The sequence below is a fragment of the Hydrogenibacillus schlegelii genome, from assembly GCF_001653195.1.
In the GTDB taxonomy this organism is placed as follows: Bacteria; Bacillota; Bacilli; order Thermicanales; family DSM-22653; genus Hydrogenibacillus; species Hydrogenibacillus schlegelii.
In genome coordinates this window covers 1-7,997 of record NZ_JXBB01000031.1, presented here as the reverse complement: position 1 = coordinate 7,997, position 7,997 = coordinate 1, and the positions used below count along the sequence as shown (strand labels likewise).

The 7,997-nt window shown below is 55.8% G+C and carries 8 protein-coding genes and 2 pseudogenes; 3 read left to right on the top strand and 7 right to left on the bottom strand.

The window, feature by feature from the left end; genetic code table 11:
• Nucleotides 1-313: 313 nt before the first annotated feature.
• Together SA87_RS13775 and SA87_RS12740 are read left to right on the top strand one after the other, a co-directional pair.
• Nucleotides 314-592, top strand: a complete 279-nt coding sequence (locus tag SA87_RS13775) for a hypothetical protein (RefSeq protein ID WP_211258017.1) — start codon at nucleotides 314-316, stop codon at nucleotides 590-592.
• Nucleotides 589-1,536 carry a hypothetical protein gene (locus SA87_RS12740; RefSeq protein ID WP_211264211.1) on the top strand — a complete coding sequence of 316 codons (948 nt, stop codon included), beginning with the start codon at nucleotides 589-591 and terminating at the stop codon, nucleotides 1,534-1,536. The genes SA87_RS13775 and SA87_RS12740 overlap by 4 nt, the downstream gene beginning before the upstream one ends.
• A gap of 103 nt (nucleotides 1,537-1,639) precedes the next feature.
• Here SA87_RS12740 and SA87_RS08440 read toward each other — a convergent pair.
• The 3 genes and pseudogenes from SA87_RS08440 to SA87_RS13770 form a co-directional block, all read right to left on the bottom strand.
• Nucleotides 1,640-2,164: pseudogene (locus SA87_RS08440) on the bottom strand (class I SAM-dependent methyltransferase); the annotation flags it as partial.
• 951 nt (nucleotides 2,165-3,115) lie between these two features.
• Complete coding sequence (locus SA87_RS13235; RefSeq protein ID WP_169816941.1) at nucleotides 3,116-3,499, bottom strand: hypothetical protein; 384 nt, start codon at nucleotides 3,497-3,499, stop codon at nucleotides 3,116-3,118.
• A gap of 16 nt (nucleotides 3,500-3,515) precedes the next feature.
• Complete coding sequence (locus SA87_RS13770) at nucleotides 3,516-4,550, bottom strand: hypothetical protein (RefSeq protein WP_211258019.1); 1,035 nt, start codon at nucleotides 4,548-4,550, stop codon at nucleotides 3,516-3,518.
• 500 nt (nucleotides 4,551-5,050) lie between these two features.
• Here SA87_RS13770 and SA87_RS08425 point away from each other — a divergent pair.
• Nucleotides 5,051-5,506 (top strand): annotated as a pseudogene (locus SA87_RS08425) (transposase); the annotation flags it as partial.
• 83 nt (nucleotides 5,507-5,589) lie between these two features.
• Here the strand turns inward: SA87_RS08425 and SA87_RS08420 are convergent.
• The 4 genes from SA87_RS08420 to SA87_RS08405 all read right to left on the bottom strand — a co-directional run.
• The gene (locus SA87_RS08420; RefSeq protein WP_245637689.1) at nucleotides 5,590-6,273 is read right to left on the bottom strand and encodes an ABC transporter ATP-binding protein; all 684 of its coding nucleotides are present in this window, start codon (nucleotides 6,271-6,273) and stop codon (nucleotides 5,590-5,592) included.
• A complete protein-coding gene (locus tag SA87_RS08415; protein WP_245637691.1) occupies nucleotides 6,261-7,349 on the bottom strand; it encodes a hypothetical protein in 1,089 nt (362 codons plus the stop codon). Before SA87_RS08415 ends, SA87_RS08420 begins: the two co-directional genes overlap by 13 nt.
• Nucleotides 7,350-7,367: 18 nt before the next feature.
• Nucleotides 7,368-7,640 carry a hypothetical protein gene (locus tag SA87_RS08410; protein WP_066201979.1) on the bottom strand — a complete coding sequence of 91 codons (273 nt, stop codon included), beginning with the start codon at nucleotides 7,638-7,640 and terminating at the stop codon, nucleotides 7,368-7,370.
• Nucleotides 7,641-7,680: 40 nt separating this feature from the next.
• Nucleotides 7,681-7,997: transposase (locus SA87_RS08405; RefSeq protein WP_211264209.1), on the bottom strand; the 317-nt coding region annotated here is incomplete at its 5' end.

Sequence of the window (7,997 nt, the reverse complement as noted above, 5' to 3'; positions counted from 1 at the left end):
GAGCCATCCGGTATCCCTCCTGGTGAAGTGGTTTCTTCTCCGTCTCACATTCTACCAAAGAGGGCCGGATGGCTCATTTTATGTTACCTGGACCATCCGTTTTTACACATGATACCGGACACGACTGCCTTCCGGCCGGAGGCGCTTCCCCAGGAGCGAAATCCTGCGCCTCCTGGGTGAAGCTCTGCCTTCCGGCCGCAGGGCGGTCATCTATGCCCGCATATCTTCGGCCAAGCAGGCCGGAGTCGACATGGTGACCCTCCCGGGCCGGATATACCCGAATGAGACGGCAAAAGCCGAGCTCATTTCCTTCATGAGTCGATACCAGGCGGCCCGGCGCACCGCCTACCAGGCGCTGAGGCGGGGAAAGAAGACGGGCGAAATCGTCAAGGACCTCTACCGGAAGTTCTTCCCCAACGCCCGCTGGTGCCGGTGGGCCGTGGAGGATGCAAGGGCCACCCTCGAGCGCCAGAAAGCGCAGGTGGACATGTACGTTTCGAACCTGGAGGCCAAGATCGAAAAGGCCGCGGAGAAGCTGGAGCACCCGAAGGACAAACTCCGCCGCCGGGGCATCCAGATGCGGCTCGAGTGAAACATCTGAATGCCGGCGCGGCTTACACCGTTCGGGTCGTGCGGAAAGACGACCGATTCGACTGTTTCATCTCCTTTCCCCTGAAAAGCGATCCGCTCCCTGTCCCGGACAAAAGCCTGGCTCTGGCCGGGATCGATCTGAACCCGAATGTAGTGGCCGTCACCGTGGCCTTGCCGAACGGCAACTTCAAGGTTTCCCGCGGTTTCTTGAGTCCCGATCTGATGCATGCCTCCCATGAAAAGAGTGAGTGGATCGCCGGCAACCTGGCCGGTGAGGTGGCCGACTGGCTCGCGTCCTTAGGCGTAAGGCAGGTGGCCCTGGAGGAACTGTTCTTCGCCCAGGACCACGATACCAACAAGGAGTTTAACCGCATCACCCACAACTTCACCAAAAAGCTGCTTTTCACCCGTCTCACCGTCGCTTTAAGGAAGCGCGGCATCGCCGTATTTCCCGTTCCCGCGCCCTACACTTCGCTCATCGGCTTTTTCAAATACGCCGAGACTTACGGACTGAACGCCCACCAGGCGGCGGCCTTTGTTATAGTCCGCCGGGCGCTAGGGTTCAAAGAAAAGGTTCCGAAGGGCTTGCTTCAGAAGCTTCTCGGGCGTCCGCCTGCGGAAGGATGGACGCACGGGAAGCTCTGGGGAAAGCTCTACGGATGTTTAAGGCGACCCGAAAGAAAATTGCCCGTTCCTTCAACATCAAGGGTTTCATGGAAACCATTTTCGCCGAATCGGGTTAAGATTTTTCCCTTGGGGTCACTCCCCCTCTCGGCATGCGCCCGAAGGCGAAAAGCGTCTGAGGGACGGAAAACGCCGGGAAGCGGTTCGGCAACCGCAAATCCGACCGGGTTCCGTCGGGTTTTCTCCGCCAGGGGATGCCGGGCCGGACAGACGGCGGCGGAGCCGGGGCGTGGATCGTCTACACGTCCGCCGACAGCGTGATGCCGGACCGGACAGACGGCGGCGGAGAGAGCCGTCGGCAGAGGTTTTCTCGTCTCACCATCCGTCGAGTCTCCCACTCTTTCCTTTCTTGAAGGGGGTCAGCTCACCTTCTCTGGGCGCGGATGACGACAAAAGAGCCTTCGCCAAACCCAAAGCGGGGATCTTCTTCCTGAGGCCCGGTGTGGAGGTCGCCGAAGATGGTCTGGGCGAAGTTAAAGTCCTTAAAGCCGGCTTTGTAGAGGAGGTTCACGACTTCTGAGGTGGTGTAGAAGGTGGCGTGGCGGTAGAAGACGTTCTCGCCCTTCTTGGCTTCGTAGATCTTTCCCAGGTGGCTTTCCCGATCCACCATCCCGACGAGGATAAATCCACCGGGGATGAGGACCCGATAGCTTTCCTGAAAAGATTTCGAGAGATCATCCACAAAGCAGATGGTGGTGACAAAAAGCACCAGGTCGAAGGAGGCATCTGGAAAGGGGAGATGTTCCGCCACCCCTTCGACCACCCGAAGGCCCCGTTGCCGAGCCACCTCCGCCAGCTTAGGAGAAGGCTCTACCCCTTCCCGAATCCCCAAAGGGGCGGCAAAGCGCCCGGTGCCGATGCCTACCTCTACCCCCCCTTTGGAACGAGGGCAAAAGGAGGCGCACCGCCTTCAGCTCGGAGACATAGATGCCCTTGTAGCGTTCAAACCAGTCATCATAGACCTCGCCATGGGTTTCAAAGGGCTCGATTCTGGGCATGGCGGATCACCTCACCAGGCAATATCGTTCTCGCCCCACTCGATCACCCGATGTAGAGGGCTTCCACCAGGACGCGCCCCTTGATTTTAGACATTGTGTTCGGTCTTTTTAGTAATGCAAACCTAGCTTGTGCTCAGGGCTTCTTTGAGCGTTTTTTGGGGAGTTTTGTCCCGCAGACTTGAATGCGGTCGATGCTCGTTATCGGTCCGGATCCGTTCGGCCAATAGCGCATCAAGGGCTTCGACGCGCCTTGCTTCAAGAGACGCTCTTGATGCTCTCTTTCTTTTTGAAACGCGAAAAGAAGAATTCGACGATAAGATTTTCCTTCTGACCCCGAAGGCGGTACGACCGTCGCTGCCCTTCTTCGAGCAGAAGATGACCGACCCACGCGTGACTCAAGAAGGCGCCGCCCGGATCGTGGCTTTCGGGCGCTCTCACTTGGTGGTGAGACCCTCAAAGGCGTCCGGTGCCCGTTCGGACTCCCTGCGTTTCTTCTCGGCTTCCCGGCGCTTTTTCTGGTCATCCCTCGTCGCTCGAGGAATGCGAAGCGTCTTGAGGAGCATCGGCAGGGGTGCCCGTCGTCTGGCCAGCGCCTCTTGCGCCAGACGAATGCGCTCCTGCGATCCGTTCCAAAGCCGCGTTCCAAAGCCGCTTTGAATTGGATGGGGATGGATTTTGTTCGTTTCACAGGTCGCTTCTCCTTTGGCAGAAGGATACAACATAGTTTCAACTTTTATCTAGTATGAGGGGCGCATGATCGATATCTCCAGAACCGACATTTTACCACCTTAAATTTCAACAGCGGGTGCCGAAAGTTTTGCGGCCGGCACCCGCCAAAGGAATCACTTAAGAAAACGATACCCTTCGACCTGCCATATCCCAGTGGGCCCCTTCCTGACAGGCTGGACGAGAGAGAGTTGCAACACCTTTCCGTCATGGAGGGTCACCTGGATAACCTTACCTTCCGGTAATCCCTTTACCTTTTCATCTACTTCTTTGATTTCCTGAACTTCGCTTCCCGAGATCTTAAGTTGCCCTTCCAAGAATTCGTAGATTACTTGATGTGGGTCAAGAAGACCTGGCCGGTGGCCGTTATCCACCTCTTCTTGGAGGAGTTTGGCTTTTCCTGTATCGATCGCAACCTCAGTCCAGCCGGTATTTTTTTGAGGACCGGGCTCTTGCTGTGGTGCACAACCATATAGACCAACCAATACCACAAGTGCCAAGGCTAAAAGTAAGCATTTACGGCAGATCACTGTACCTCACCTCTACCCAAGCATTCTGCAGATAACCAAGACCCAACTGTGAAGCTACGTAAGGAGTCAAATCTATTCCTGCCGGGTTTGTAACTTTCCTTCCAAACTGATCCTTACCGCCATTATATCCCTCATAAAAGGCAGCTTGAGCTTCCGGTTTTCCTAAAGGAAGATCTTTAAACAACCGACGTGGATTCGATCCGTTGGCCGCATCCCAATAATTATCATCTTCATTCCACGGGCCAACTTCCTGAACCGGAACCCCAAGAACGCTCTTATTTGTAGCTTGGTAGTAGATATTCACCGTATAAGGCGGGTTACTGTACTTAGGTCGGATTGAAGAAGGAATGCTGCTCAACCAGCCCCGGTTGGCGAACTTCACATACTTGTCAGGCAAGGCAACTTGCCAAGAGGAATCGCCATAATACTGAGTTGCAAATACCACGCCCTTCTCAAAATCAGCGAGAGGGGCAACCTCGGTTTCTTTCTGCAACTTTTCTGCGATCCACTTTCCCCGATACTCTTTTTCCTGGTTCCACCAGTCTCTTATCCATTTGCGGAAGGTTTCGTACTTCGGTCCCAACACCTCACGGGTCTCTCTATCAATTTCGATAAAGGCAGCGTCTACTCCAGAATTGAACGCTACGACATCAAACGCTTCTTTAGTCCTCAACTCTGCGATGCTTTGACGCTCTCTCAGACCCAGCTCTTTGAGTTTCATTATTGTTTGATTATCAAGCCCCAGTTCATTTTGGAGCTTTATCACGTCCTGTTCTAATTTTGGATCCGCCGTCCAAAAGAGGTAGTTGAGAACCTCCTTTTGTCCCCACGGATCCCCGGAAGGGCTTGCTACCAGACTGTCGGCGCGCGCATGGACGCCTCCTGAAATCAACAGGCTAGCCAGCGCCACCGCTAAAACCGCCAGTGAAACCGCCCGCCACCGGGCACCAAGTCTCGCCATGGTATGGATACCTACTTTAAAAATTTTTCCGATAAGCTTCCGCCGCCAGGAGAACCACACCCTCCAAGTTCCGTCTTACCATCCATCACCTTCCCTGACCCCAAACTTTCTCCTGCCATCTTTAGAATAGACCTCTTTCTCTCTGGTGTAAATACCACAAAAGTGGTATTTTGCACTGCCTCACAATCCGAGCCTGAGCCTGTCGAGTAATTCGCGCAAATTGCGGGCGTCAAGCCTTTCGGTAGACATTACGACGGTGGATTTTGGCCGTTTCAATGCTGATGCTCGTTGTAGGTCCGGATCCGTTCGCCGGATTTATACGACCAAGGGTGCATCGAGGGCATCTGCGGCTTGAGCGAGGCATCGGGTCCTTTTCGTTTTCTTCTCGGCTTCCTGGCGTTTTTTCGGAAAACCGACAAAACCGGTATGCAAGACGATTCACTCAGATTCACTGTGATTGTACTGCATTCAAAAATGAGAGTCAAGGGAAACACCCTCGACATTGTGAAGCCCAGCGGAGAGCGAAAGGGGCTGGGTTTTGACGCACGGGCTGCGGAACCCTCTTGGCACGCGTGCCCAAACACGCTTAGCCGGCAGGACTCGTCGAGGTCCGAAGCATCTTTGCCCAGCCGAGTCAGGCGTTGGCCCGGGAGCGTCTCCGACAGATCGACGAGGCGCTTCGGCCTCGGTATCCTCAGGTGGCGGCGCGCCTGGAAGCGGCAGACGAGGACGTCCCTGCCTATATGGCCTTCCCGCCGGAACACTGGCGGCGGATCCATTCGACCAACGTCCTGGAACGGTTGATTCGGGTGCTGGTGCGTCGGTTGGACGTCGTCGGGATCTTCCCCAATGTGGCGGCTGCCTTGCGGCTCATGGGGGCCGTGCTCGAGGAGCAGCAGGAGGAGGGGATGGCGTCTCGAAAGGATTTCAGTCCCGAATCGATGACCCGGCTTACGCCGGCTCCAGGCTCGTTTTCCGGGGCAGCCACCCGGAAGGAGGGGATGCATAACTTTTGACATCAGCCCACCCGAAGGGGAGCCCATTTACACCCCTTGACGGCACGTGACCTCCCGATGCGCCGAAAGAGGTTTAGGCGGTTTCATTCCACAAGGCGACCGTCGATCATACGCAGGATACGGTCGCATTGCTTTGCCACCCGGTCATCGTGCGTCGCAATGAGCACCGCCGCCCCCCGCGTTTTGATGGATAGAAAGAGCGTCATAATTTCCTGGGTGGTCTTTCCATCGAGAGCAGCCGTCGGCTCATCGGCGAGAATAACCATCGGTTCGTTTACCAGTGCCCGGGCAATGGCGACGCGCTGTCGCTCACCCCCTGACAGTTGCGACGCATTTTTCTTCAAGGCCCAACCAAGACCGACCTCTTCCAGCACTTGACGAGTTCTCGCCCGGATTTCCTGCCGGCCAGGTTTGGGATTTGCATATTGAAGGGGAATCATGACATTCCGCTCCACGCTTTCGTTCTCAATGATCGCAAATTCTTGATCGACGTACCCGAAAAATTTGTTCCGCAACCGAGCACGGCAAAACTCATCACAGACCGCTTCTTTTCCTCGGATCAGCACGCTCCCTTCTGTCGGCCGAAGGATGAGTCCCAGGACCTTGAGCAATGTCGACTTTCCGCTCCCGGACGGCCCCATCAAGGCAACGCACTCTCCCGCCGAGATCTTCAAGGAGACGGCGCGCACGGCCACGACTTGCGTGCGGCCATGACCATACACTTTGGTCACATTGCGTGCTTCTAGAATAGGTTTCACGCCCACCACCCTATCTCTTCTCGAGAAAGTACTTCACGGACCGAAGAGATCCACAAGAAAATAAACACAAAAACGAGGGCCAACATGACCCAAAGCGCTGCTTCCGGAGCAGGGACGCCCGCCACTTGGAAAAACATCCACATAAGAAAAAGCAAGATTTCCTGCGGCACCAGGAGGACGGCGGCCAAGAAGCCGCCAATGCGAAGCATGATATGAAGCGGCGTGGCTCCATACATTTGCCGGATCCTGAATGCTCGACGCTCTTCAAGGAACCTCACACGAGCAGACGACATGAATGCCGCAAAGACAAGGGCAAGAAATCCCAGCATGCCGATGATGTACATGGCAGAAGTCATCATGATCTGGCGAAACTTTTGCGGTTGGTCGACGGCCACATCCTGGGGAACGAGAAAGAGCCCTCCCTCCGCACACCCAGACACGTACGCATCCACATCCTCTTCAGACGGACCGAGGAGGACTGCACGCACAAGCGCTTCCTCTCGCTCGATTGGATGGAGGAGAGGAAGTAGCTTCGTCGGGGCACGGATGACGATGCGGTTATCCAAAGGCAAACCAGCGACACCGGGATCGAAAAAAGTGGTTCCCGGCGGCAAAGTGTTCACTACGGGGATGCGTTCTCCGGCGATGATCACCGAGTCGATTTCTTGACCTGCGAGTTTTGCGCCACGCGCGGCACACGGCGCGGGGTCACAGATTTTAAGATCCGGGAACAACTTGGAAATGATGTCCCCAAATAAGACCAGCGTAGGATGCCCACCGGCGAAATTGGGATCATCCAGGCCCATGTTGTACACGACCGCGGTATACGCTTCCTGGCGGTCGATCAGGTCCATCAAGAACTTCACGGTATGGTCATCGACGCTGCTTTCCATACCATACGGATAGTAGGGGGCAAAAACAACCGCATGACGTTCGCGGAGTTCTTTGGCCCCCCTGAGGACAGCGACCTGGGCCAGCACGTCCACCAGGGCGAACGACAAAACCGTGGTGGCGACCGCGATCATTCCGGCAAAGACAATTGCTGTCGGCCACCGCCGGAGCGCCATGCCAAAGCCGCCCCACACTTCATGCAACAAGAAGATTCACCTCGTAACGCGATTGAAGGGATATCCGATGCGAATGGTCAGATATAGGGTAAGAAACCAGGTGACGATGCCGCTGACGACGGAAGCAGCCGCAGCGCCTGCGAGGGTAAGGAAATGATCCGGCGCGAGGTGTATTTGACCAATTGCGGCAAGCGAGATACCTGCAAAAAGAACTCCTATGACGCCGCCCAGCACCAAGCCGGGCAAACCGCCCACCAGGTTCTCCCGGACAAGGTCCCACGGGAGTGCACCGATCAAGTCCAGTATCATGTGTAAATTGCCCTCTTCGGCGAATGAAAGGACAGGTCACTCAGGCATTCACAACGTGCAGCATGGCCGGCTCAGTGGATTTCTGTTGTTCCTTCTTCCACTGCCAATACTCATCCATATTCAGGTAGCGGTGCCCAGTGGTCCACGTCTCGTCTATCTCCATGAGTAGCGCTCCAAGCAACCGTATCACGGATTCCCGGTTGGGAAAGATGCGGATGACTCTTTCACGACGGCGAATCTCCTCGTTGAGTCGTTCCACGCCGTTCGTGGTACGCAAGCGCCGCCGATAGCGATCCGGCAAGACCAGCACGGCCGTGACGTCGTCAAAGCCCTCCTCTAGCACCTTGACGGCCTTGG